Genomic DNA, 24,490 nt, shown 5'->3' with positions numbered 1-24,490 from the left:
CTGCCTATGCAAGAGTTAAGTCAAGAGCAAGAGAGCGGTTCATCAGGTGGCGTCTTGGCAGGTCAGGCTTCGGGCCTGCGTTTGAACTTGTTCTTTAGCCACAGGAAGGGGACGAAGATGAGGAACCAGAATTTCTTGAGGAATACGAGCGCCAGCGCCAGAAGGCCGGTTTTTGCGGCAATCTTGCCCGCGATCAACCCGCCAATACCGACAGCGGCCACGGTATCGACGCTGGGATCAAAGTCGATATAGCGGTTGCCTTGGGTGAATTCGACCATGCTTAGCACCTGCGGGACCGCAGATTGAATTTCGGAAAGCTGCCCCATGTCTGCAATGAAATTGAGTTGCAGCACACCGCGGCGCCCAAGCGCACGGATAAAATAGTTCAGCGTGTTTTCGCCCTCGTCCATCGACGAAAAATGCAACTCTTTTGCCCAATAGACCTGACGCGATTGCTGGTCGTAATGCGGCGCTTCGGCCCATCCCAGAAGCTGGACCTCTTCATAGCCATTCGCCACGCGGTCTTTGTTTTCTTCGACAATATCTTCGCGCATCTGCTGAAGAAGCTCGTCGAAATTGATGCTTTGCGCATCTTCATCCGAGACATATCCGACAGGATCGAAACTGATCTCGATCCCCCATCCATTCCCCACCGGCGCATATCCCATAGGGAACACCATTCCCAAGGTTCCGGTTGCATCTGGATTGCCCCACAGATCTATCAGAACGGTCGCCGCATCGGTCGCGTTCAGAAAATAGAACTCCTCGCCCAATTCGAGGGTGGCCATGCCATCACCGACCGAGACGGTGCCGGTCTTCATATCAAGAGAATCGACAAGCGGCAGATAAGGCTCGGCAATCGTGTCGTAGGTCTCGGGAAACAGCTCTTTAAAGGACTTTGCGGCAACCGGTTGCGCCAAGAGCAGCGCGCATACCAAACCAGAAACAACTGACTTCAATTTCATAATCGCAATCCAATCGCACAAAGAAAATCGGGCCCGCCGATGTAGCGGGCCCGGTTAGTTTAGAGGCTCGCTTCAAGCGCCTCAATAATTTTGTCGCCCATCTGGGCGGTCGAGACCGGCGTGCCACCCTCGGGGCCCATCAGGTCTGCGGTGCGCACGCCATCGGCCAGCACTTTCTCGATCGCTTGCTCAAGGCGGGTTGCCTCGTCACCCTGATCAAAGCTGTAGCGCAGCGCCATCGCGAAGCTAAGAACGCAAGCGATCGGGTTCGCCTTGCCCTGACCGGCAATATCGGGGGCCGAGCCGTGCACGGGTTCATAAAGCGCCTTCGGACGACCGTTTTCCATCGGCGCACCGAGCGAGGCCGAGGGCAGCATCCCCAGCGAACCGGTCAGCATCGCGGCGCAATCCGACAGGATGTCACCGAACAGGTTGTCGGTCACGATGACATCGAACTGCTTGGGCCAGCGGACAAGCTGCATCGCGCCGTTGTCGGCATACATATGCGACAGCTCGACCTCGGGGTATTCCTCGTCGTGGACACGCTGGACGACTTCGCGCCAAAGGATGCCCGATTCCATAACGTTGGCCTTCTCCATCGAGCAGACCTTGTTGCCCCGACGCTTGGCCAGTTCAAACGCCGAACGGGCAACGCGCTCGATCTCGGATTCGGTGTAGCGCTGCGTGTTGACGCCATAACGCTCGCCGTTTTCTTCAAAAATGCCGCGCGGCTCACCGAAGTATACGCCCGAGGTCAGCTCGCGCACGATCATGATGTCGAGGCCCGCGACCACGTCCTTTTTCAGCGACGAGAAATCGGCAAGCGCGTCGAAGCACTGTGCGGGGCGCAGGTTCGAGAACAGGTCCATTTCCTTGCGCAGACGCAGCAGGCCGCGCTCGGGCTTTACCGAGAAGTCGAGCACGTCGTATTTCGGGCCGCCCACGGCACCCAGCAGAACTGCGTCCGCCGCTTGCGCCTTGGCCATGGCCTCATCAGCCAGCGGCACGCCGTGCACATCATAGGCGCAGCCCCCGACCAGATCTTCGGACACGTCAAAGGCGAGGCCGCGCTTGTCGCCAAACCAGGCGATGATCTTTTTCACTTCGGCCATGACTTCGGGGCCGATGCCGTCACCGGCAAGGATCAGGATGGAAGGATTGGACATGGGGGTTCTCCAGCGGATGTAGCGTTGCAAGCGGCCTATCCAATGGGGGACGCAGGGTCAAGCGCGGCGGCGTGAAGCCGCATGAATTAAGGGCATCGGCAGGGGTTCGCCGACCGATGCGCAGGGTTTGAGCGCCCTTCTTGCGACGCCAAAGCCTGCGGGGCAACAGTGGGAACCGCGCCCCCCGTCGCCTGTGTCGGCTGACGGGTGCGGATGGATGGCGCGAAGCATCCCGGTTTTTGCGCAGCATTCCCTACGGCTCGCGCAGGGCTTCGCGGGATTTATACAGCGGCTTGAGGAGATATTGGAGGATCGTCTTTTCCCCTGTATGCAACTCGACCGTCGCCTGCATCCCGGGCCGGATTTCAAGATTGCGCTGACGTTCGCTCAGATGCGCCAGATCGACGCGCAGCGTCACCTTGTAATGGGGGTCGCCATCGGGCTTGCGTTCGTCCTTGAAGGTGTCGGCCGAGATGAACTGGACCTTTCCCTGAAGGCTGCCGTAAATCGTGTAGTCATAGGCCGAGAGCTTGATCGTCGCGTCCTGCCCCGCGCGCACATTCGCGATGTCTTTGGGCGCAATCTTGGCCTCGATGAACATCTCTTCATCCAGCGGGATGATCTGCATGATCTCTTCACCGGGCCGAACCACCCCGCCGATCGTCGTTACTTCCAGCTTGTTGACCACGCCTTTCATCGGCGACGCCAAAAGCGTCCGTCCCAGCTGGTCCTCGGACAGCTTCAGCTTTTGGCGCAAAGAGCTAAGCTCTTGCAAAGTATCGGAATAATCCGAGGCGCGCTCCAGTTCGGTCTTGGTGACGATCTCGTTGAATTTGTTCTCGGCATCGGAAAAGATCTTGCGCGCCCGTGTCACCTCGATCAGCGGCGCAACCTCTTGGTTATACATGTTCTCCAAGAGGTCCAGCTCGGCTTTCGCCTGCTTCATCACATTGCGCGCGCCCTCTTTGCGAGAGGCGAAATCCTGCAACCGCGCCGTCAGAAGCGCGGATTCCGAGGCAAAGATATGCGGGACCAGCGCGGCTTGCTCGTCGCTTATGTCAAAAGCGTCGATTCCCTTCATCTCGGCCTCAAGGCGGATCTGGCGGATTTCCTGCGTCGCGATTTGGGCGCGCAGATCATCGACCTGCGTCTGGTATTGCGTGCCGTAAAGTTTGGCCAGCATGTCGCCGGGTTCGACGGTATCGCCCTCGGACACATATAGTTCGGCCAGAATACCGCCTTCGAGGTTCTGGATAATCTGCGGCTTGGAGGATGACACAATCTCTCCGGGGCCGCGCACGATCTGGTCGACCCAAGCAACCGAGGACCAGAGCAGAAACACAATAATCACCACGGCGATCAGCCAGATCGTGACCGACATCCGGCGGGTGCGGGCGATCAGCGCGGCAGGGTCGATGGTCGTCATCCTACCGCCCCTGCTTTGCCTTTGGTCAGATGTGCCAGAACCGCGTCGCGCGGGCCATCCACGGCCATCCGCCCGTTTTGCAAGATCAGCGTGCGGGCGGTCAGGGCAAGGATCGGCACACGGTGCGTCGCGATAATCGCGGTGCGCCCTGCCAGCCAATGGTCCAGACGGCTGACAAGCGTGGTTTCCAGCGTGGTATCCAGCGCTGCGGTGGGTTCATCCAGAATAACGACGCTCGGGTCTTGCAGCCAAAGCCGCGCCCAGCCGATCGACTGCCGCTGCCCGACCGAAAGCCCCTCGCCCCCGTCCTTTATTTCAAGGTCAAGACCACGCGGATGCGCGCGCACATGGGGGCCAAGGCCCGCGAATTCCAGCGCCTGATACAGGCGTTCTTCGTCGCGTTCGAGCTGCGTCATGTTCAGGTTGTCGCGCAGCGTTCCGGCAAACAGGCGCACGTCCTGCCCAAGATAGCCGACAGCGCGGCGCAGATCGCGCGGGTGAAGCTGGCCGATGTCAACCCCGTCAAGCAGGATGCGGCCACCTTGGGGTTCGTAAATCCCCGCCATCAGCTTGAGTAGCGTCGATTTGCCCGAGCCGTTCGCCCCCAACACCGCCACCCGCTGGCCTGCCGGAATTTGCAGCGCCGAAATATCGACCGTATGCGCGCCCTCGGGGTCATAGCGGAACTCAAGCTGGCGCAGTTCGAATTCCCCCTCGATGCGGTCCGCACGCAGATAGGAGCGCCCGTCGGCCTGCATCTGGTCCGCGTCGGCAATCGCCTCAAGCCCGTCCAGCGCAGCCTTCACATTCGACCAGCGCGCCATCGTGCCCGCAAGCTGCGTCAGCGGTGCCAGCGTGCGCGAGGTCAGGATACCGATCGCGATGATCGAACCTACGGTGAATTCGCCCTCGAACACCTTATAAGTGCCAATCACCACCGCGATCACATAGGTCGCCTGTTGCACCATCTGCGCCCAGTAGGTCAGCGCCGAGGCCAGCTTGCGCTGCTCCGAGCTTTTCACGGCTGACAGCGTGGTCAACTCGTCCCAGATCCGCTTGAACCGGTCGGCACCGCGGGCGGTGTTGACGGTTTCATGCTCGTAAATCGCCTCGTGCAAAAGCCGCGTCGCCCGCGCCGAGGCGCCTTGGGTCGATTGCGTCAGTTGCATCATCTTCTTTTGCATAAAGAAGCCAGGCGTCACCATCAGAACCGCGCCCGCCAGAAGCACCCAGACAAGCGAGCCACCAATGCTCGCCACCAGCAAGAGGAAGACAAAGATGAACGGGATGTCGGCCAGCGTGCCGATGGTCGAGGCGGTAAAGAACTCGCGCACCGATGAAAACTCGCGCATCGCCGAGAATAGCTGCGAGGGCGAACGCCGCCCCGGCATCGCCTTCATCCCCAGAAGCCGCCCCATCAAAAGGGTCTGCACGCCAAGCTCGATCTTGCGGCCCGCGACATCCATCAGCCCCGAGCGCGCGAGTTTGAGCGCCATCTCAAGGCCAAGCGCCAGCATCGCACCCACGGCCAGCACCCAAAGCGTGCTTTCGGATTGATGCGGGATCACGCGGTCATAGACCTGAAGCGAAAACAGCGCGACCGCCACCGCAAGGATATTGGCGAAAAGCGAGCCAACCGCGACCTCGGCAAAGGCGCGGCGTTGGGCCTTGAACGCCCCCCAGAACCAATGCTCGCGGTCCTGCGTCAGCTTGTGGCGATCCTCTAGCTGCTTGAGCGAGGTGCGCGCCCGCACGATCCGCCCCGAGAAGAAGGGCGCAAACTCGGCCAGCGGCACTTCGGCGCGCTGGTCGGGGCAGGTCTTGTCGAATACAAACAGGCTTTCGCGGTCCTGCGAGACGACCAGAACCATCTGCCCGTTGGCCATCTGCGCGAGTGCCGGCCACTGGCCGGGGGACAGCCTGTCGATGGTTTCGACCGAGGCCGTCATACCAGCCACGCGCAAAACAGCGGCTATATGATCGGGCTGGATCTCGCCGTCCGATGCGCCCGTTACGGCGGCGGTCGCCTCGCCCACGGCAAGCAACATCTGCTCCAGAATATCGGCGGCGGGAACCTGTGCACCCAGAAGCCCCGCATAGGCGGCGGCCAGCTCGGCGCGGGCCTTGGCGCGGGTCAGGCCTTGATCGGGTTTCGGCTGGGGCGCGGGTCTGGCTGTCTTGGGCAAGACACCATCCGACGCCCCGCTGACGCGAGCCGCGTTAATGTCAAAAGCAACCACACGGTCTGTCACAGACCCAACACCTAGTTAAATCCTACCCCCGTCTACCAATATCCCGCGTTCACGCAGCATTTCCAGCTTAATCCGCGCGATGTCGTATTTAAGCGCGGCCTGATCGCGTTCCATGGCGGCAAACGATTCATACATCGACACCAGTTCCATCAGGCTGCGCCGCCCGAGCTTGTATTGGCGGGCGAACAAATCAAGGCTCTGGCCCGTCTGTGCGGTCACGCTGCGCCCGCGTTCCTCGCGCGCGCTGAGCGCCTCTAGCTTGGCCCCAAGCTCGACCTGCCGCTGTGCGGAATCGCGCTTTGCCTTTTCAACGCGGGCGGTGGCAGCGTCCTGCATCGCTTCGACGGCCTTAAGCTGTGAACCCGTCCCGAACCCGAGCATCTGCCCGACGCCAAGCGTCAGCCCTGCGTCGCTTGACCCGTCCGCAATCCGTGCTTCCGCGCCGAGTTTCGGCAGTATCCCCGCGCGTGCCATTTTGGCTTCGGCCACGGCGCGTTCGCGCTCACTCTCGGCCAGCTTGATCGCCAAAGAGTCAGGCGCGGCAGCGGGCATTTCGACCCTATCCAGCCCTGAAAGGCCATCTACAGACGCCGTTGTCATCTGTTGCAATTGCGCCAAAGCAGTGCGGGCGCGGCCCTCATCCGCCGCCGCTGTCGCCTGCATTTCCGCAAGCTTCTGCGCCAGAACACGCGCCTCCGACATATCCGACAGCCCGCCTTTGACGCGCAGCTTCATGATGCGGTTGTATTCGGCCAGACGACCCTCGGCGCGGCGGGCAAGGCCTGCCTGTTCGCGGGCTTCCTGCGCGTCGAGGTAATGACCGATGCCTTGCGCAACAAGGCTGTTCATCTCGTCGGCATAACCCACGGCGGCGACCTCGACATCGGCCACGGCGAACTCGCGTTCGGCGCGCTTGCCACCGTTGTCGAACAGCACCAGATCCACCACCATCGAGGCGACAACATCACCCAGCTTCGATAACGAAACAGACGGCCCGATCTGCGGCAGCCAGTTCTTTGAACGCGCCTCGGCCTGCAAGCGCTTGACCCGCAAATCCGCCTGCGCGGTGCCTGCCGAATTATCCAGAACGCCCTGCGCGATCTGCGCATAGGTGCCCCCCGGCGCAAGAACCGAGCGACGCGCCTGAAGGTCGCCGATGATCTGCGAGCGTTCCTCGGTGCGCTCAACCGGAGCGCCAAGCGACCCCGGCTCTGCCGCGCCCGAAAACGCCGATCGCGTCAGGGGAAAAGGTGTTTGATCCAGGCAGCCGGACAGGCCAGCCACAGCCGCCACTGCCAGCAGCCCCCGAGCCGCCGCAGAGGCCCGGGAAAGCGGCTTGGGGCGGCTTTTCCGGGGGCTCATCGGGTGCATCCTCAGATCGTCAGGTTGGTGATCTGATCGTCGATCAGGAGCGTCGCCCCGTCATCGCCGACCGTATAGATCGAATGGGTTTGCCCACCGACAACCGTATCCTGTCCGGTGTCCTGCGCACCAAGCGCGGTCACAGAGTCATTCGCATCCCCCGAGATAACCAGCGTATTCTCGGCGCCGGTCAGTGACAGGATCTGCTCTTCGGTGATCGACAGCGAGGCTTGCGTATAGCTTAGATCAATCGACCCGAAGTCAAAGCTGGCAAGCCCGCTGTTGTTCAGGTCGATGGCCACATCATTGTTGCCGTCGACGACCAGAAGCGTAGACGCCTCGTTTCCGGCGGCATCGGTGTCTGTGACCACCAGATATTCGCCATTGGGCACGCGGGTGCCAAAGGTATAAAGGTCTTCGCCACCCAGCGAGAACGGCTCGCTATCTGTGACCGTCGAAATCACACCGCTGCCCGACACTGCCGAGATGGTAAAGTGATCCCCCTCGCTTTCCGAGGTGTAAAGCGCGCGGGTCGAGACCCCGTCATCGGTCTTGTCGGTGATGATCGGTGCGTCGGGGGCTTCAAGGTCGAAGGTGAAGTTCTGCGCGCTTGTGTTATTCAGCACCGCAGTATTCCCCGCCGGATCCGTCGCGGTGACCGTGTAGGTCATGGCGCCCGACAGTCCTTGCAGATCGCTCTGGCCGAACGTAACCGACCAGTTTCCCGACGCATCTGCCGTCGCTGTCTGCATCGCGCCCGAGGCCAGTTGAACCACGACCTGCGAGCCAGCCTCGACGGTGCCGCTGATCGCAAAACCGTTGGCGGCCTCGGCGGCATTGACGATACCATCGCCAGCAACCTGTGTGTTTACCGCAAAATTGCGAACCACAGTGTCAAAGTCGATCTGGCTCGTCTGGCTGGCGGTATTGCCATAAGCATCGGTGGCGCGCACGGTCAGCGCGACGTCCTGATACTCGCCCGAAGGCAGCGAACCTGCCGGGATCGTTGCGGTCCATGTGGTGCCTGTAACCTGCGCCTGAACCGTTGCACCATTCGCAAGCTGCACCGAAACCGTGGACCCGGCCTCGACCGTGCCCGTCACGACAAGCCCGCCCGCGGCCTCGGCGTGGTTAACGATGTTGTCGGCAATCATCGAATTGGGCGTCGCCGTCGTGGCCGAGAAGTTCTGCACCTCGGTATCGACCTGAAGCTGGTCGTTAAGAACGGTTACGTTGCCGTTGATGTCGGTCGCGGTGATTGTCATCGCTTCGGTATAGGTGCCTGCGGGAAGCTGGCTTTGCGTGAAGGTCACGCTCCAGTTGCCATCGGCGCCGACGGTGGTCGATCGCGTTTCGCCAAGCACTTCGACGGTGATGCTTGCGCCCACCTCGCCCGTGCCTGAAATCGAAATGCCATTGGCATATTCCGCGAGGGTTTCGACATCCGAGGTCGAAACCGCGCCTTCGGTTACCGCAACATCGGGCGGAGTCATGTCGATCAGAAAGTCCGGCCCGTCCAGATCATAAGTCGTGCCATCGGGGGCGACAACGGTGACCTCGGCGCTCAGATCGCCATCCGAGGGGAAGCTCTCGCCCTCGAAGGTCACGCCCCAGGTGCCGTCTTCGTTGACAGTGGTCTCAAGCGTCTGGTCGCCAAGCACGACCGTCACGGTCGAGCCTGCTTCGCCGGTGCCGGTGACGGTGGCTGCCGGATTTTCGGTTTCGGTGGTCAGAGTGCTGTCGCTATCGGGGTTGTCGACGGTCGGAACGATGGTGCCGTCACCCGAGCTGCCATCGCCGCCACCGCCGCCGCCACCCAGAAGGCCCGCGCCTACAAGGCCCGCTCCAGCAAGCCCGGCCGTTCCCATCCCGCCAAAAAGCGCGGGCGCGAAGGCCGCCATGCCGGTGGTATCGTCACCCGTCGCGGGGGCGACGATGTCCTCGCCGTCGAGGAAGGCAAGCTGGTCGTTCGGGCTCCATTTACCGATCGCTTCAGGGGTGCCGTAATTCGCAAACAGCACGCCATCGCCCATATCTTCAAGATTGACAGCGGCAATCTCGCCGTCGGCCGAGATGTAAAGCTGCGCTTCCTGTCCCTCGGGCTGGCTGAAATAGCCCGAGAGCGTAATCTCTCGCCCGTCAACCAGAACGATCTTCAGATCGCTGCCGGATTGTTCGTATTTCAGAATGTTATACCGACGCAGGTTGAGCGAAATCTCATCGCCTGCTCCGACCTGAATAAAATTGCCGGCACCATCGCCCGCAACAGCACCATACGCTACGCCGCCCGCAAAATCGCGAACAGCAAAGTCAACCGACTTTACCATTATTTACTACTCCGCCTCAGGAACCTGCTCGTTCGATCGGCAGGTATTAATACTTTTGGTTATTTCTAGACCAAAAGATCACCTATGGCTAGTCCCAGAATTTACCCTAGGGTCAATTTGTAGGGTTAACGGCGAAATCGGGGGGGACTATGTGACCGATTAACAACGAAAATCCCTCAACGCCCGCATCAGGAAGTGCCTGTCCCCGCTATTTGCAAGGTTCTCAAGCGCGGCATCGGGGCTCATCCAGACGGCGTCGTGATCGGGTTCGGTGGGTGGGCCAAGCCTGCGCGTGGGGCGTGCGATATATATAAAGCAAATCTTCTCGGCCCAGATTTCGTATTCCGGCATATAGGTGAAGCGTCTGAATGCCCCCAGCCTGCGGGGGGTAGAAATCAGGTATCCTGTTTCCTCATAGACCTCGCGGTGCAGTGCGCGGATCGGGCTTTCGCCGGGGTCGATCCCGTCGCCGGGAAGTTGAAACTCGGGGGTGGGTGACGCTTGATGCGTCACCAGAACCTCGCCATCGCGCAGCAAAACCGCATAGGCGCCGCCGCGGCGCGTGTAGGTTTGCCCTGTTTTTGCCGGTTCACCAAAGCGTCGGATCATCTTTCCCCCTTGGGTCTGTGGTTGCTCCGCCTATATAGGCACGGTATGCCAGCGCGCGACCGTCAGGAAAAGACCGCGCTGAGACCCAAGGACACGATATGAGCACGCTTTCGCAAATTGCATGGGACGATACCGTCCTTCCGTTCCAACTTGATCGCTCGGATGTGCGCGGGCGCGTGGCCCGTCTGGATGGCGTTCTGGAAAACGTGCTCCGGCAGCATAACTATCCTGCGGTTGTCGAGGCTATGGTTGCCGAGATCGCGCTGCTGACCGCGCTGATCGGCCAGACGGTGAAGCTGCGCTGGAAGCTCTCGCTTCAGGTGCGTGGCAGCGGCCCGATCCGTATTCTGGCGACCGATTACTATGCGCCGACCCAAGAAGGCGCGCCTGCCCGCATCCGTGGCTGGGCGAGTTTCGATGCCGAGCGTCTTGATACCACAGCCGACCCGTTTGCGCAGATCGGCCAGGGTTACTTCGCCATTCTGATCGACCAGGGCAAAGGCACGACGCCGTATCAGGGGATTACGCCGCTGGCCGGAGGCTCGCTTTCGGCCTGTGCAGAGACGTATTTCGCGCAGTCCGAGCAGCTTCCGACACGGTTCTCGCTGGCCTACGGGCGTTCGACCTTGCCCGGTCAGGCCGAGGCGTGGCGCGCCGGTGGCGTCATGCTGCAAACCATGCCGCCTGCCTCGCCGTTGCGGGGCGAAGAGGGTTCGGGCGACGGTGGTCTGCTGACCGCATCCGATATTCTGGACCACGATCAGGAGGAAAACTGGACCCGCGCCAATACCCTTCTGGATACGGTCGAGCAGATGGAGCTGATCGGCCCGACGGTGCAGCCGACCGAGCTTCTGGTGCGTCTGTTCCACGAAGAAGGCCCGCGTGTGTTTGACCCGCAGCCGGTGCAGTTTGGCTGCACCTGTTCGGAGGCGCGCGTGCGCGAATCGCTGTCCATCTATTCCAGGCGCGAGATGGCGCATATGATCAACGAAGAGGGGCGCGTGACGGCGGACTGCCAGTTCTGCGGCGCGCATTATGATATGGACCCGGAAAGCCTCGGGTTTCAGGCGACGTTGAACCCGGATGGTTCACCCAAGGCGGAAACGCCTGATGAGTGATCCGCTCGCCCCGGTTCTGGCTGCTTTGGGCCGCCCGGGGCGGCCGTCTTCGGATTACGACCTGAACCCCGAGTTCAAACTCCCCGAGGGGCGCAAGCTGCGACCAGCGGGTGTGCTTGTGGCGTTCGAGGTGACGCAAGACGGCGCGCGGCTCTACCTGACCAAACGCGCCTCGCATCTGAAACACCACCCCGGACAGATTGCCTTTCCCGGTGGCAAGGTCGATCCTGATGACGCTGGCCCGATAGGTGCAGCGCTGCGCGAGGCGCATGAGGAAATAGGCCTTCCCAGTGAAAACGTCACGATTCTAGGTGAATTAGAGCCACATGAGACCGTGACGGGCTTTTGGGTGACGCCAGTTCTGGCGCAGATTCACCGCCCGTTTGCTCCTATCCCCGAACCGGGTGAGGTGGACGAGGTCTTCACCGTTCCGCTGACGCATATCGCGAATCCGTCCAGCTTTCGGGTCGAGCGGCGGCGCTGGCGGGGCATGTGGCGCAGCTACTATGTTGCGCCGTTTGGACCCTATTACATCTGGGGGGCAACTGCGCGTATGCTGCGCGCATTGTCTGACCGGATGGGGGATGCATGAAACTCACTGCCGACTGGCTTTTGGCAGAGCCGACCCAAACCATTCTGGCCGCGCTGACCAAGGGCGGAGCGCAGGCGTATCTTGTTGGTGGATGCGTGCGAAACGCCCTTTTGGGCGCGCCGGTTTCCGATCTGGACATCGCGACAAGCAATACGCCCGATGAAACCGTGCGGCGGGTTACGCAGGCTGGGTTCAAGGCGATCCCGACCGGAATCGAGCACGGCACGATTACGGCTGTGCGGAATCATGCGATGTTCGAAATAACCACGTTTCGCCGTGATATAGAGACGTTTGGGCGTCACGCAACCGTCGCATTTTCCGACAACATTCTGGACGATGCGCATCGCCGCGACTTTACGGTGAATGCGCTTTATCTGGACGCCTCGGGCACGGTTCTCGACCCGATTGGCGAGGGGTTAGAGGATTTAGCGGCGCGCCGTATCCGTTTTGTCGGCACGCCCGAAAACCGCATCCACGAGGACTACCTGCGTATCTTGCGTTTCTTCCGGTTCACCGCTTGGTATGGTGATGCCGAAGCTGGGCTTGATGTCGAAGGGTTCGCGGCCTCGGCGGCAAATCAGGACGGAATAGAGGCGCTTTCCAAAGAACGCATCGGCCACGAGATGCGCAAGCTTCTGGCCGCGCCCGACCCTGCGCCAGCCGTCGCGAGTATGGCGCAAAGTGGAATTCTGGCGCGTGTGATTGCGGGGGCGGACCTGCGCGCGCTGGCGCCGCTGGTGCATCTTGAAAGACTAAATTACGCTGGAATAGAGCCTGATTGGTTGCTTCGGCTCACCACTCTTGGTGGGCAGGACGTTGCGCGGGCGCTGCGCCTGTCCAAAGCCGAAACACGCAGGTTGCAGGTTTTGCGTGATCATGTTGGGACCACCGAAAGCCCCGCCGAGCTTGGCTACCGCCTTGGCTTTGCCGATGCGCGGGCGGTTTTGCTTTTGCGTGCGGTGCTGCTTCAGACGCAATTCGATCCTATTTCACTGCAAAACGCGGAAAAAGCGGCGGCGGCAGAGTTCCCCCTGCGCGGGGCGGATTTGCTGGATCGCTTTAGCGGGCAGGCGCTTGGGGCCGAGTTGAAGCGGCTTGAGGCACTCTGGATCGCGTCTGGGTTTTCACTCACCCGTGACGAGCTTTTGCGCTAAGCCCTCTCCCCTTGCCCATCGGGTCAGGCTATCGTCGGCCCATGTTCCTGCGTCCTGATCCGTTTCGCCCCGCCGATGGCCCGCCACCCCGTCAATTGCTTGGCTTTCTGCGTTGGTGTCTGCGCGGAAGCTGGCCGATTATTGCGGTGGATGCGGTGCTGTCCGCGCTTGCGGGCTCGATGGAGGTGATCTCGGCCCTGTTGATCGGCTATGTGATCGACGGGATTCTGGGCGCAAACCCCGACACGGTTTTCGGTGATAACCTTTGGCTGGTTGCGGGGTTTGCGGCCTTTTACCTGTTGCTGCGCCCGCTGATGTTCGGGCTGAGTTCGGCCTCAACCAGCCTTCTGGTGACACCCACCGTGTTCCCGCAGGTGCTCGCGCGGCTGCATCGCTGGACGATGGGGCAGTCGGTAACGTTTTTCGACAACGATTTCGCGGGACGGATTGCGCAAAAGCAGATGCAGACGGCGAATGCCGTGACCCAGACGGTGAGCGAGATCAACAATACCGGCTTTTTCGCGCTGTCCTCGATTGTCGGTTCGATCGTGGTTCTGTTGGGGATCGAGGCATGGGGGGCGGCGGCGCTGGCGGTCTGGATGTGTCTCTATCTCGGCCTGATTAGAGCTTTTTTGCCCCATATCCGAGGGCGCGCCGAGGCGAACGCGGGCGCGCGGGCGATGGTCACGGGGCAGGTGGTCGACACCGTGACGAATATCAAAACGGTCAAGCTGTTTGCCCATACCGCGCATGAAGATCGCGCGGCGCTGGAGGCAATGCGGGGCCATCGGATGACGGCGCAGGCGTTCGGGTCTTTGTCGGTCTGGTATCGGGCCTCGCAGATGGTGCTGTCGGGGCTGTTACCGGTAATCCTTGTTGGGCTGGCGATTGTGATGTGGCAACGCGGCGCCGCAAGCCCCGGAGATGTCGCCGCGTCGGGGGCGATTTCCATTCGTCTCGCGCAGATGTCGGGCTGGGTTTCGATGGCGCTGATGGGGATTTGGCGCTCGGTCGGTGAGGTCGAGGATGGCATGAAAACACTGACCCCGCCGCATGGCCTGACGGATCGGCCTGATGCGGGCGCTTTGCAGGTGCCGCGCGGTGAGATCCGGTTTGAAGGTGTGACCTTTGCCTATGGCACGGCTTCGGGTGGCATCAACGGGATCAATCTGACGATTCATCCGGGCGAGAAAATCGGCATTGTCGGGGCGTCCGGTGCGGGCAAATCGACGCTCGTTTCGGTGCTATTAAGGCTCTATGACACCGAGAAAGGCCAAATTCTGATCGACGGGACCGATGTCGCGACGGTGACGCAGGAAAGCCTGCGTCATGCGATCGGGATGGTCACGCAGGAAACGGCGATGTTCAACCGCTCGGCGCGAGAGAACATCCTTTATGGCCGCCCCGAAGCGACCGAGGACGAGATGATCGCCGCCGCCAAAGCCGCCGAGGCACACGAGTTCATCCAATCGCTCACCGATCACAAGGGCAACAAGGGCTATGACGCGATGCTGGGGGAGCGGGGCGTCAAACTTTCGGGCGGGCAACGCCAGCGGATCGCCCTTGCGCGGGCGTTTCTGAAGGACGCGCCGATCCTTGTGCTGGACGAGGCGACCTCGGCGCTGGATTCCGAGGTGGAGGCGTCGATTCAGGCCGCGCTGCATCGTGTGATGGAGGGCAAGACCGTTCTGGCCATCGCGCACCGCCTGTCGACGCTGGCCGAGATGGACCGGATCGTCGTTCTGGATCACGGTCAGATCACCGAGATCGGCTCGCACGTGGAGCTATTGGCGCGGGGCGGGCTTTATGCGCGTTACTGGAACCGGCAGTCGGGGGGCTTCATCGGCTGCGATGATGCTGCTATGTGCGCGGAGTAGGGGCTGTTTCACCAAGGATAACCGCATGACGCTGACGATTGACCGCCTTTCGATTCAGGCTGACGGAGTGTCGCGCGGGGCTGCTGGCACGGTTCATGTGGCGATGGCGCTGCCGGGTGAAGAGGTCGAGGGAGAGATCGTCGATGGCCGCATCGCTGCGCCGCGTATCGTGGCGCCCTCGGCGGATCGGGTGAAGGCGCCGTGTCCGCATTACAAAGCCTGCGGTGGCTGCGTCTTGCAACATGCGTCCGAGCCGTTCACCGAAGGCTGGAAAGCCGATGTCGTGCGCACGGCGCTGGCGACCCGTGGGATTGAAGCGCCTGAAATTACTGTTGCGACCTCGCCGCTTGGGTCACGTCGTCGGGCGACGCTCGCAGGGCGGCGCACCAAGAAAGGCACGCTTGTCGGGTTTCATGCGCGCGGTTCGGATACGCTGGTCGAGGTGCCGAACTGCCTGATCCTGCGCCCCGAGATTCTGGCCTTTGTCCCCGCGTTGCACGAACTGACCGCGCTTGGCGGGTCGCGCAAGGGCGAGATCGCCTTTGCCGTGACGGTGTCGCAGGCGGGGCTGGAACTGGCCGCGCGTGGTGGCAAAGAGACGGATGCCGCGCTTTTCGAAGCGCTTGCCGGTTTCGCCCGTAAGCATGATCTGGCGACGCTCAGCTGGAACGGCGAGATGATCGCGGCCCGTCGCCCGGCCTTTCAGAATTTCGGCAAGGCTCAGGTCACGCCGCCGCCCGGCGCGTTTTTGCAAGCAACCGCAGAGGGTGAGGCCGCGCTGGTGGTCTTCGCGCGCGAAGCCGCCGGGAAAGCCGCGCGCATCGCTGATCTGTTCGCGGGCTGCGGCACCTTTGCCCTGCCGCTGGCCGAGGGCGCCGAGGTCCACGCGGTCGAAAGCGATGGGGCAATGCTGGACGCGCTCGATCAGGGCTGGCGCAAGGCTGACGGGCTGAAACGCGTCACCCACGAGGCGCGCGATCTGTTCCGCCGTCCGCTTTTGCCCGACGAGCTGGCGAGATATGACGCAGTTGTGATCGACCCGCCGCGCGCTGGTGCCGAGGCGCAAACCGCCGAGATTGTGGCCTCGAAAGTGCCGCTTGTGGTCTATGTTTCGTGCAATCCGGTGACCTTCGCACGCGATGCCGCCGTGCTGGTTGGGGCGGGATATACCCTTGAGACGTTGCTGGTTGTGGACCAATTCCGCTACTCTGCGCATGTCGAGCTTGCGTCGGTGTTCCGGCGCGGGTAGGGCGAGGCAAAACGGTCTGACAAATGGACGAAACATGAGCAGCACCCCCGTCATCAGCCGCCGCGCCGTGCTTTTGGGCACGGTCGTTCTTGCCTCTCTGGCGGGTTGCGGCGCCTCGAAGTTCAAGACCTATAGTGGCCCGCGGGTTTCCTCGGTGCAGGTTTTCAAGGCCAAGCGCCGGATGTATCTGCTGTCCGAAGACCAGAAGGTTCTGCGCAAATACCGTATCGGCCTTGGCGGCAATCCGGTCGGTCACAAGCAGTTCGAAGGCGACAGCAAGACCCCCGAGGGCACCTATATCATCGACCGCCGCAACCCGAATTCGGCCTATTACCTCTCGCTTGGGATCTCTTATCCGAACAGCGTAGATCGCGCCTATGCCGCCGCGCAGGGCAAGAAACCGGGGGGGGATATTTTCATCCACGGCGAAGAGCGTAAAAGCTCGGGGCGTGGGCGCGACTGGACGGCGGGGTGCATTGCCGTCAAAAACCGCGAGATCGAAGAGATTTACGCGATGGTCGGGAACGGCACGCCGATCCACATCTTCCGATAGGAAAAATGGCCCCTTGGGGCCATTTGGTTACCGGCCGGAGAGCAGCGTCCACCAGATCTTGCCCGACGGCTCCTGATACCAGCCAAAGCCGATCTGGGTTGCCTCGGGGTTCAGCATGACGTCGCGCGTGTCATGCACCGACATCCAGGCCGAAAGCGTCTCGATCTCGGTCTCGTAGGTCTCGGATATATTCTCGCCCAGAACCTTGCCGCCAAAGCCTGCCCGTTGCGCGCGATCCAGCGGCGACGAGCCGTCCGACCCCCAATGCCACGCGCGGTTCTGCGACGACATATCCTGCGAATGGGCCGTTGCCGCCGCTGCAAGCTGGTTGTTCAGGCTGACGGGCGCGGTGCCCCGCACGGCACGCAGCGAGTTCACCGCCTCGGCCACGCGCATCGGGATGACTTCGGCGTCCTTCGGGCCGATCCGGTAGACCTGCGGCAAGGGGCGACCGTCCGGCCCAAGCTGGGTCGGTTCCGGCGCGCAGGCCGCCAGAGTAAAGGCCACGGATACAAGAAGAGCAGTCACTCGGAACATGGGATCCCCCTGAATTTCTGGTCAAACCCCTTACACGTTTGCCAATTGCCGCGCAAACCCACAGTTCCGTGAACCCCATCTGACAGCAGTTTGATTTGCTTTCGTGGCTCTGGCGCACTAAACCCCCGCCCAACACGCGTAACGATCGTTGCGGAGGCGATGATGATGAATAAGACAGGCCGACTGGGCCGCCGCAGTTTCCTTGGCACGGCCGCGATGCTTGGCGCGGGCGTTGCGATGCCCTCGCTGGTGCGCGCGCAAGAAGCCCCCGATGCGGGGCAAGAGCGCCACGAGCAGAACGAATACACCAATATCCGCCGGAATATCTCTAGCTTCCGCGGTCTCGATTGGCAGCCCTATTTCACGAACCTGAAAAACGGCGCGATTCTGGTCGATACCACTTCGCGGGCGCTGCATTACTGGTCGGCGGACGAGTCGTTCTACAAGGTGTTCCCGACCTCGGTGCCGGTGTCGCAAGAGCTGACGCGGCTTGGCCGGACCGAAGTCATCCGCAAGGTCGAGGGGCCAAGCTGGTCGCCCACGCCTTCGATGAAAGAGCGCAACCCCGACTGGCCGGATTATGTGCCGCCCGGACCGGATAACCCGCTTGGGACGCACGCGCTGTATCTAAGCTGGAAATACTACCGCATCCACGGCACCCACGACACGCGCAAGATCGGGCGCAAGTCGTCGAACGGCTGTATCGGGCTATATAACGAACACATCCAAGAGCTGTTCGGCTATGCCAAGGTTGGCACGCAGGTTTTGCTCATCGGGTGAATGGAATGACTTGGGGGGCCACGCGGCCCCCTTTTCATTTCTTGCCGATCTTCGGTTCGGTGCCCTGCGCGATCCGCGCGATATTGGACCGGTGGCGCCAGAAAATCAGCACCGCCAGAAGGGCTGCAAGCGGCATCATATGTGCCAGCCCAAGCATCCACGCCAGCGGCACCGAGGCCGCCGCCGCGACAAGCGCCGAGAGCGAGGAAATCCGTGCGACAACCGCTGTCAGCAACCACACTCCGCAAACCGCCAGACCCAGCGGCCACGCCAGCGCGATCATCGTGCCAAGGAAGGTGGCAACCCCCTTGCCGCCCTTGAAACCCAGCCAGACCGGGAAGATATGCCCGAAAAAGGCCGCGCCCCCCGCAACCAGTGCCGCAGATTCGCCCATCGCATAACGCGCGATCAGAACCGCAATCGCGCCCTTGCCGCTATCCAGCAAAAGCGTCGCCAGCGCGGCGGGTTTGTTGCCCGTGCGCAGCACATTCGTAGCGCCGATATTCCCCGAACCGATCTGGCGCAGGTCGCCAAGGCCAAGCGCGCGGGTAATCACTAACCCGAACGGCACGGACCCCAGAAGATACCCAAGCACCGCAACCAGCCCGAGCACCGTCAGACTGCTTCCCATATCCGGCATCTGCTGCCCTCGTCTTTGTTTTAGTTATCGTTGCTGTATACCTGCACACCCGCGACGAATGTGGCAAGCACTTTGCCTTCCAGCCGGCTGCCGTCGAAGGGCGTATTCTTCGATTTCGAGTGCAGTTTCCAGCGATCCAGAACAAAGGGCGCGTCGGGATCGAAAAGGATCAGGTCGGCAGGTGCGCCCTCGGCCAGACGGCCTTGCGGCAGGCCAAGGCGGTTCGCGGGGTTCAGCGCCATCGCGCGGAACAGTTGCGGCAGCGTGACTTGCCCATTGTGATACAGCCGCAGCGCTGCAGGCAGGAAGGTCTCAAGCCCGACGGCACCGGACGCAGCCTCTTCGAACGGCAGGCGTTTGCTTTCCTCGTCCGCGGGCGTGTGCATCGAACAGATAATGTCGATCAGCCCATCCGCCACTGCCTGCACCATCGCCAGCCGGTCGTCCTCGGATCGCAGAGGCGGGGTGAGTTTGAAGAAGGTGCGATAATCGCCCACGTCAAATTCGTTCAGTGTCAGGTGGTGGATCGAGATCCCCGCCGTCACATCCAGACCGTTCTTCTTGGCGCGTTCCAGCGCGGGCAGGGTGCGCGCGCTTGTCACCTGATCTGCGTGGTATTTGACGCCCGTCATCTCGACCAAAGCCATGTCGCGGTCAAAGCCCATCCGCTCGGCCAGGGGCGAGACCCCGGGCAGCCCGCGAAGGCTGGCAAACTTGCCGCTGGTGACAGAGGCGCCAGCCGACAGGCCCGGTTCTTGCGGATGCCCCACGATCAGCGCCCCAAGCGAGCGGGCATAGGTCATCGCGCGCGCCAGAACCTTGGTCGAGGTGGTCACATGGTCGGTGTCGGTGAACGCCACCGCGCCGGTATCCAGCAAGAAGCCGATCTCGGTCATCTCGCGGCCTTCGCGGCCCTTGGTCAGCGCGGCCATATGCAAAATGCGCACCGGCGCATCGGCCGCGCGGCGGGTCACGAAGTCCAGCGTCTCGGGGGTGTCAATCGCGGGTGAGGTATCGGGGCGCGCGATGACGGTGGTTACGCCGCCCGCCGCAGCCGCAGCGCCCGCCGAACGGAAGCTTTCCTTATGGCGCTCGCCCGGTTCCCCGATCTTGACGCCCAGATCCACAATGCCAGGCGCAAGACATTTGCCGCGACAGTCGATCACCTCGGCGCCTGCGGGTGCGGACATCTGGCCGATGGCGGCGATAATGCCGTTGTCGATGACGATATTCCCCTCGGTCTCGGTTTGGGCCTCGGGGTCGATCAGGCGGGCATTTTGCAGAAACAGGGTCATCGGGCGGCTCTTTTGAGGTCAAGCATCAGGGAATAGACGGTCTCGGCGTCGGGGATATTGCCGAAACCATAGGGCACTTCGCGCGGGTCGTCGTTGTTGCCCTTGGTGCGAAAGGCGAAATGCACGCCGCGTGCGGTCAGTGTGAGGGGCATATGCGCGGTGATCGGGTGGCGCTCGATCGCGTTGCCGTTGCGGATATAGGCCGCGCGGTCGGTCAGCAGATACGAGGAACTGAGCGAGCGCGCGTCACCTTTGCGACGTTGGCGCAGCTTCAGAAATACGAACCCCGCCATCACGAGTGGAACGATCGAGCCCATCCCGCCGCCCGCATTCGCCGCCATGATCAGCGCCACAACGATAAAAGCCAGCAGCGGGAAATCCGCGCGCAGGCCAGAGCGGTTCCCCCGTTCGGGCGCGCCGTCCCAAAGCCGTGTTTCGTCCGGCCCGATCACCTCGGCCCAGTCGTCGCTGTGCGTCTGTGTTGCGCGTTTGGGAACGCTGGGGACGTTTGTTCGGGTTGGGGCGTGCGCGGGTTCTTCCAGAATGACCGGCGTATCCGCGAAAGCCTCGGGCGGCAGCGGTGGCGGAGTGTTCGGGTCGCGGGTCATGTGTTTGCCCCTTTGCGCGCGGCTTGTGCCGCCTCGATCCGGTTTGCCACCGCCTCGGCGTCCGCTTGATGGCGGATCAGATGTTTGCCGCCTGATTTCGTGACGATCTGCACATCGCCCATCAGGCGGCGCACGGCTGTAATCTCAAGCAGCATCACCTGACGCCCCTGCGGTCCGATCAGGCGGCGTTCGGTCAGTTGCCAGCGGCGCGCGAAGACTTCGGAGCGGAAATACCAGCCGCGCAGCGTCATCCCCACGACAATCGCAATCGCAGCAACGGCAAGCTGGTTCAGGTTGCCCAGATACCAAAGCCCGAGGGCGACCAGCGCCACCCCCAAAAGCCCCAGCAGCGCGTGGTCTTTCCAGTAGCGGCCCGCGTCGGGCAGAAAGGTCGCAAGCACGGTTTCCCCCTCTTCCAGCGGCAATTCGCTGTCAGGGCCGGGGCGGTAATCCAGAACCGTGTCGCGGCCGATCTCAGACATAGGTGCCCTCCACCAGTGCGCGACCCCGGTCAGCGCGCAGGTTTTGAGCCAGAAGGTCCATCACCGCCATGCGCACCGCGACGCCCATTTCGACCTGCTCCTGAATGACCGAGCGGTTGATGTCGTCCGCGATAGAGCCGTCGATCTCGACCCCGCGGTTCATCGGGCCGGGGTGCATGACAATCGCATCGTCCTTGGCGAAGGCCAGCTTTTCGGCATCCAGCCCGTAGCGATGGAAGTATTCGCGTTCCGAGGGGATAAACCCGCCATCCATCCGCTCGCGCTGAAGGCGCAGCATCATCACGACATCGGCGTCTTTCAGGCCTTCGCGCATGTCTTCATAGACCTCGCAGCCGAATTCCCCGATCCCCGAGGGCATCAGCGTCGGCGGGCCAATCAGGCGGATGCGGTTCTCCATCTTGTTCAGCAAAATCAGGTTTGACCGCGCCACCCGGCTATGCGCCACGTCGCCGCAAATCGCGACCGTCAGGCGCTGGATGCGGCCCTTGGCGCGGCGGATCGTCAGCGCATCAAGCAACGCCTGCGTCGGATGCTCGTGCTTGCCGTCGCCCGCGTTCACCACCGCGCAGTTCACCTTTTCGGCCAGCAGGTTCACCGCGCCCGATGACCCGTGGCGCACCACCAGCAGGTCGGGGTGCATCGCGTTCAGCGTCAGCGCTGTGTCGATCAGTGTTTCGCCCTTTTTGACCGAGCTGGTCTGCATCGACATATTCATCACGTCGGCGCCAAGGCGTTTGCCCGCCAGTTCAAAGCTGGACTGCGTGCGGGTCGAGTTTTCGAAGAACATGTTGATCTGCGTCATCCCCGCCAGAACATCGGTCTTTTTGACCGTGCGGCGGTTCAGTTCGACGTATTTGTCGGCAAGGTCGAGGACGGCGCGAATATCCTCCTGTGTGAGATGTTCGATCCCCAGAAGGTGTTTTGCGCGGAATGCCATGATCCTGCCTCCGAAGTTGTCCGGTTCTGCTTATGGCAAAAGGGGGCGGCCCCGTCCAGCGTGATACATGCGCTTTACGCCGGACGCGCGGGCGCATAGCTTGGCGCCATGCAGACTCGCCCGCCCGAAGATTTCGACTATTACGAAGCGCTTGCCATTCTTGAATGGCAGGTGGAGCTTGGCGCGGATGAGGCGATCTGCGAGGCACCGCTGGATGCCTATGCCCTGCCCGACAAGATCGACCCCGTGCGTGCGCCGGTTGCCGCGCCCGAGCGTGGGGCAAAACCCGTTGCGCCGGTCGTGCAGCAGGCGGTGCAAGAGGGGCCAGACCCCGTTCTTGTCGCGCGCGAGGCGGCGGGGCGTTGCGAAACGCTTGAGGCTTTGGCCGAGGCGATGGACGCGTTCGACCTGTGCGATCTGAAAAAAGGCGCGCGCCAGACGGTCTTTGCCGACGGCAATCCCAAGGCGCGGCTGATGATTATCGGAGAGGCTCCGGGGCGCGACGAGGATTTGCAGGGCAAGCCCTTTGTCGGACGTGCGGGGCAGTTGCTGGACCGGATGTTCGGCGCGATTGGCCTGTCGCGCACGGCCCCCGATTCAGAGGCCGCGCTTTACATCACCAATACGCTGCCGTGGCGTCCGCCGGGCAACCGTGACCCCGAGCCGGACGAACTGGCGATGTTGCTGCCGTTCCTGCGCCGCCATGTGGAACTGGCCGATCCCGATGTGATTGTGCTGATGGGCAATGCGGCCTGTGCGGCGGCTTTGGGCAAGCGTGGTATCCTGCGCCTTCGTGGCCAATGGGTCGAGGCTTTCGGCAAGCCGTGCCTGCCGATGACCCATCCGGCCTATCTGCTGCGCAACGCGGCGGCCAAGCGCGAGGCCTGGGCGGATCTTCTGGAAATCCGCGCGCGTCTTGGCGGATAGCCCAAAGTTTTCAGTGAATTTTCCGTGAGATGCGCCGGAAGTGACCTTTCGCCGCGTATGAGAGTTTAAAACCGCCATTTAATCACTTGGCGGGCGCGTTCCGACGACTACACTTGAGCCAATCATTCGACCGCCGATCCAAGGACATATCATGCGCTTTCTGACCCGCAGCCTGACCGGACTGTTCTTGTTGGCCCTGACCGTTGGGCTGCTGGTGGCGGGGGGCTATACGATCCGCTCGGCCATTGCCGCGCGTGAGGCTAATGCGCCGGGCGCGCGTATGGCGGCTGAAAGGGTGTTTGCCGCAACGGTTCTGGCGCTGGACTATGGGCCTGTCGTGCCGGTTCTGACGGCCTATGGCGAGGTGACGGGGCTGCGCCAGCTTGAGCTGCGGGCCACGCGGGCCGGCACAATTGTTCAGCTTTCTCCGGCCTTTGTTGACGGTGGCACGGTGAAAGCGGGTGAACTACTGGTCAAGCTGGACCCGACCGAGGCCAAGGCCGCGCGCGATTCTGCTGCGGCCTCTTTGGCCGAGGCCGAGGCGTCGCAGGCTTTGGCGGGTCGGTCCTTTGTGATTGCGACCGACGATCTGGCCGCAGCGGAACGCCAGCGCGACCTCAAACAAAAGGCGCTGGACCGGCAACTGGCGTTGAATGAGCGCGGGCTGGGAACGGACGCTGCGACCGAAGCCGCCGAGCTGACTCTGTCCTCGGCCGAGCAGGCTGTGCTGACCAAACGCGCGGCGCTTTCCTCGTCGGAGGCGGCGCAGGATCAGGCGGCAAACGCATTGCGTCGTGCCACGATTGCCTTGTCCGAGGCCGAGCGTGAACTGGCCGAAACCGAAATCCGTGCCGGGTTTGACGGGGTGCTGTCCGGCGTGGGGGCTGTGTCGGGCGGGCTGGTGTCTGGTAATGAAAAGCTGGCTGATCTGATTGATCCCGCGGCGCTTGAGGTCGCGTTTCGCGTCTCCACCAACCAATTCTCACGGCTTCTGGATGCGCGGGGAGATCTGATCGAAGCCGAAATGCAGGTCTATCTGAAAAGCGAAGGAGTGGCGATTCCGGCGACCGCGCGCCTGATGCGGGCAGGTGCTGCGGTGGAAAACGGGCTGACGGGACGCGTGCTTTATGCGCGTGTGACAGATGGCGCTGGCGCGCTGCGCCCCGGTGACTTCGTGACGCTGCGCCTGAACGAGCCGGAGTTGCAAAACGTGGCGCAGGTGCCGGCCTCTGCCGTGGATGCGGGCGGCAATGTTCTGATGCTGGCCGACGACAGCCGCCTGCGCGAGGCGCCTGTTACCGTGCTGCGCCGTCAGGGCGACGCGGTCATCATTCGCGCCGATCTGCCCGCAGGAACCGAGATCGTGGCCGAACGCACACCGCTTCTGGGCGAGGGGATCAAGCTGCGCCCGATGCGGGCGGGCGCCGAGGCGGTCTCTGCCGGCCCTGAAATGATCGAACTCGACCCCGAGCGCCGCGCGCGCCTGATCGCCTTTGTCGAGGGCAACACGCGGATGCCCGAAGAGCGCAAGAAATCCCTGCTGACCCAACTGGCCGAAGACAAGGTGCCCGCCGATGTGGTGGCGCAGCTTGAGCAGCGGATCGGAGGCTAAG

At 62.3% G+C, this 24,490-nt stretch carries 22 protein-coding genes; 9 read left to right on the top strand and 13 right to left on the bottom strand.

The genetic code is table 11. The features are described 5' to 3' along the window. Positions 1 to 62 precede the first annotated feature (62 nt). From RYZ20_RS06460 to RYZ20_RS06430, 7 genes are all read right to left on the bottom strand, one after another. On the bottom strand, positions 63 to 920 hold the full coding sequence (locus RYZ20_RS06460; RefSeq protein WP_317671603.1) for a DUF2167 domain-containing protein: 858 nt from the start codon (positions 918 to 920) through the stop codon (positions 63 to 65). 104 nt (positions 921 to 1,024) lie between these two features. Next, positions 1,025 to 2,131, bottom strand: coding sequence for a 3-isopropylmalate dehydrogenase (leuB, locus tag RYZ20_RS06455; RefSeq protein ID WP_317671602.1), 1,107 nt, complete (start codon positions 2,129 to 2,131; stop codon positions 1,025 to 1,027). 253 nt (positions 2,132 to 2,384) lie between these two features. Beyond that, positions 2,385 to 3,557, bottom strand: coding sequence for an HlyD family type I secretion periplasmic adaptor subunit (locus RYZ20_RS06450; protein WP_317671600.1), 1,173 nt, complete (start codon positions 3,555 to 3,557; stop codon positions 2,385 to 2,387). Continuing rightward, positions 3,554 to 5,809 carry an ATP-binding cassette domain-containing protein gene (locus RYZ20_RS06445; RefSeq protein WP_317671598.1) on the bottom strand — a complete coding sequence of 752 codons (2,256 nt, stop codon included), beginning with the start codon at positions 5,807 to 5,809 and terminating at the stop codon, positions 3,554 to 3,556. The genes RYZ20_RS06450 and RYZ20_RS06445 overlap by 4 nt, the downstream gene beginning before the upstream one ends. Positions 5,810 to 5,824: 15 nt before the next feature. Then, positions 5,825 to 7,171: a TolC family protein gene (locus RYZ20_RS06440; protein ID WP_317671596.1), complete on the bottom strand. Its 1,347-nt coding sequence runs from the start codon at positions 7,169 to 7,171 to the stop codon at positions 5,825 to 5,827. An 11-nt stretch (positions 7,172 to 7,182) separates the two neighbouring features. Next, positions 7,183 to 9,498 carry an Ig-like domain-containing protein gene (locus RYZ20_RS06435; RefSeq protein ID WP_317671594.1) on the bottom strand — a complete coding sequence of 772 codons (2,316 nt, stop codon included), beginning with the start codon at positions 9,496 to 9,498 and terminating at the stop codon, positions 7,183 to 7,185. Positions 9,499 to 9,657: 159 nt separating this feature from the next. After that, the gene (locus RYZ20_RS06430; protein WP_317671592.1) at positions 9,658 to 10,107 is read right to left on the bottom strand and encodes an NUDIX hydrolase; all 450 of its coding nucleotides are present in this window, start codon (positions 10,105 to 10,107) and stop codon (positions 9,658 to 9,660) included. A gap of 98 nt (positions 10,108 to 10,205) precedes the next feature. On the opposite strand from RYZ20_RS06430, the gene hslO reads away from it, so the two are divergent. The 6 genes from hslO to RYZ20_RS06400 are packed head-to-tail and all read left to right on the top strand — an operon-like array spanning position 10,206 to position 16,650. Further along, positions 10,206 to 11,225, top strand: coding sequence for an Hsp33 family molecular chaperone HslO (gene hslO, locus RYZ20_RS06425; protein WP_317671590.1), 1,020 nt, complete (start codon positions 10,206 to 10,208; stop codon positions 11,223 to 11,225). After that, a complete protein-coding gene (locus tag RYZ20_RS06420; protein WP_317671588.1) occupies positions 11,218 to 11,817 on the top strand; it encodes a CoA pyrophosphatase in 600 nt (199 codons plus the stop codon). The genes hslO and RYZ20_RS06420 overlap by 8 nt, the downstream gene beginning before the upstream one ends. Next, positions 11,814 to 12,971: a CCA tRNA nucleotidyltransferase gene (locus RYZ20_RS06415; RefSeq protein ID WP_317671586.1), complete on the top strand. Its 1,158-nt coding sequence runs from the start codon at positions 11,814 to 11,816 to the stop codon at positions 12,969 to 12,971. Before RYZ20_RS06420 ends, RYZ20_RS06415 begins: the two co-directional genes overlap by 4 nt. 41 nt (positions 12,972 to 13,012) lie before the next feature. After that, positions 13,013 to 14,848, top strand: a complete 1,836-nt coding sequence (locus tag RYZ20_RS06410; protein ID WP_317671584.1) for an ABC transporter ATP-binding protein — start codon at positions 13,013 to 13,015, stop codon at positions 14,846 to 14,848. Between the two features lie 25 nt (positions 14,849 to 14,873). Next, positions 14,874 to 16,097, top strand: a complete 1,224-nt coding sequence (locus tag RYZ20_RS06405; protein ID WP_317671582.1) for a class I SAM-dependent RNA methyltransferase — start codon at positions 14,874 to 14,876, stop codon at positions 16,095 to 16,097. Positions 16,098 to 16,131: 34 nt separating this feature from the next. Next, the gene (locus RYZ20_RS06400) at positions 16,132 to 16,650 is read left to right on the top strand and encodes a L,D-transpeptidase family protein (RefSeq protein ID WP_317671580.1); all 519 of its coding nucleotides are present in this window, start codon (positions 16,132 to 16,134) and stop codon (positions 16,648 to 16,650) included. A 27-nt stretch (positions 16,651 to 16,677) separates the two neighbouring features. On the opposite strand, the gene dalA is transcribed toward RYZ20_RS06400, so the two are convergent. Next, positions 16,678 to 17,187: a divisome-associated lipoprotein DalA gene (gene dalA / locus RYZ20_RS06395; RefSeq protein ID WP_317671578.1), complete on the bottom strand. Its 510-nt coding sequence runs from the start codon at positions 17,185 to 17,187 to the stop codon at positions 16,678 to 16,680. A gap of 162 nt (positions 17,188 to 17,349) precedes the next feature. Between dalA and RYZ20_RS06390 the strand changes: the two genes are divergently transcribed. Continuing rightward, positions 17,350 to 17,967 (top strand): L,D-transpeptidase, encoded by a 618-nt coding sequence (locus RYZ20_RS06390; protein WP_411572331.1) that lies wholly within the window; start codon positions 17,350 to 17,352, stop codon positions 17,965 to 17,967. Between the two features lie 34 nt (positions 17,968 to 18,001). Here RYZ20_RS06390 and plsY read toward each other — a convergent pair whose 3' ends face one another. From plsY to RYZ20_RS06365, 5 genes are read right to left on the bottom strand one after another with little or no spacing between them, the layout of a single operon-like run. After that, positions 18,002 to 18,607 carry a glycerol-3-phosphate 1-O-acyltransferase PlsY gene (gene plsY, locus RYZ20_RS06385; protein WP_317671576.1) on the bottom strand — a complete coding sequence of 202 codons (606 nt, stop codon included), beginning with the start codon at positions 18,605 to 18,607 and terminating at the stop codon, positions 18,002 to 18,004. Positions 18,608 to 18,627: 20 nt separating this feature from the next. After that, entirely contained in the window at positions 18,628 to 19,902 is a 1,275-nt protein-coding gene (gene pyrC, locus RYZ20_RS06380) for a dihydroorotase (RefSeq protein WP_317671574.1), read from the bottom strand. Beyond that, a complete protein-coding gene (locus tag RYZ20_RS06375; RefSeq protein WP_317671572.1) occupies positions 19,899 to 20,510 on the bottom strand; it encodes a hypothetical protein in 612 nt (203 codons plus the stop codon). Before RYZ20_RS06375 ends, pyrC begins: the two co-directional genes overlap by 4 nt. After that, positions 20,507 to 20,992 carry a hypothetical protein gene (locus RYZ20_RS06370; protein WP_317671570.1) on the bottom strand — a complete coding sequence of 162 codons (486 nt, stop codon included), beginning with the start codon at positions 20,990 to 20,992 and terminating at the stop codon, positions 20,507 to 20,509. Before RYZ20_RS06370 ends, RYZ20_RS06375 begins: the two co-directional genes overlap by 4 nt. After that, positions 20,985 to 21,950 carry an aspartate carbamoyltransferase catalytic subunit gene (locus tag RYZ20_RS06365; RefSeq protein WP_317671568.1) on the bottom strand — a complete coding sequence of 322 codons (966 nt, stop codon included), beginning with the start codon at positions 21,948 to 21,950 and terminating at the stop codon, positions 20,985 to 20,987. The genes RYZ20_RS06370 and RYZ20_RS06365 overlap by 8 nt, the downstream gene beginning before the upstream one ends. Before the next feature lie 108 nt (positions 21,951 to 22,058). On the opposite strand from RYZ20_RS06365, the gene RYZ20_RS06360 reads away from it, so the two are divergent. Together RYZ20_RS06360 and RYZ20_RS06355 are read left to right on the top strand one after the other, a co-directional pair. Continuing rightward, complete coding sequence (locus RYZ20_RS06360) at positions 22,059 to 22,877, top strand: uracil-DNA glycosylase (RefSeq protein WP_317671566.1); 819 nt, start codon at positions 22,059 to 22,061, stop codon at positions 22,875 to 22,877. Between the two features lie 151 nt (positions 22,878 to 23,028). Further along, complete coding sequence (locus tag RYZ20_RS06355) at positions 23,029 to 24,489, top strand: efflux RND transporter periplasmic adaptor subunit (RefSeq protein WP_317671564.1); 1,461 nt, start codon at positions 23,029 to 23,031, stop codon at positions 24,487 to 24,489. The last annotated feature ends 1 nt before the right edge of the window (position 24,490 follow it).

It is taken from the genome of Pseudothioclava alba (assembly GCF_033100795.1).
GTDB lineage: Bacteria > Pseudomonadota > Alphaproteobacteria > Rhodobacterales > Rhodobacteraceae > Pseudothioclava.
This window is presented reverse-complemented; position numbering and strand designations above follow the sequence as displayed.